1 protein-coding gene is annotated in these 235 nt (G+C 69.8%); it reads left to right on the top strand.

Annotated features, from left to right (window positions below):
* Positions 1 to 235 (top strand): YchJ family protein (locus tag J0695_RS39535; RefSeq protein ID WP_277990101.1); only part of this gene is annotated, 235 nt, incomplete at both ends.

Raw genomic sequence — 235 nt, 5'->3', positions numbered from 1 at the left:
GACGCGGAGTACCTGCTGCGGAGCTGGCACCCCACCACACGGCCGCCCGGCATCGAACTCGATGCCGGGCAGCGGTGGCAGCGGCTGGAGATCCTGGCCGCGACGGAGGGCAGCGCCTTCCATATGAAGGGGACGGTCACGTTCCGCGCGCACTACACCTACCGGGGCGAGCCGGACTCACTCCATGAGCGCAGCCGCTTCGAGCGGTACGAGGGTGCGTGGGTGTACGTGGACG

It is taken from the genome of Streptomyces beijiangensis, assembly GCF_017315755.1.
GTDB classification, from domain to species: domain Bacteria; phylum Actinomycetota; class Actinomycetes; order Streptomycetales; family Streptomycetaceae; genus Streptomyces; species Streptomyces beijiangensis.
The sequence above is the reverse complement of the archived record's forward strand: the minus strand, read 5'-3'. Positions and strand labels throughout refer to the sequence as shown.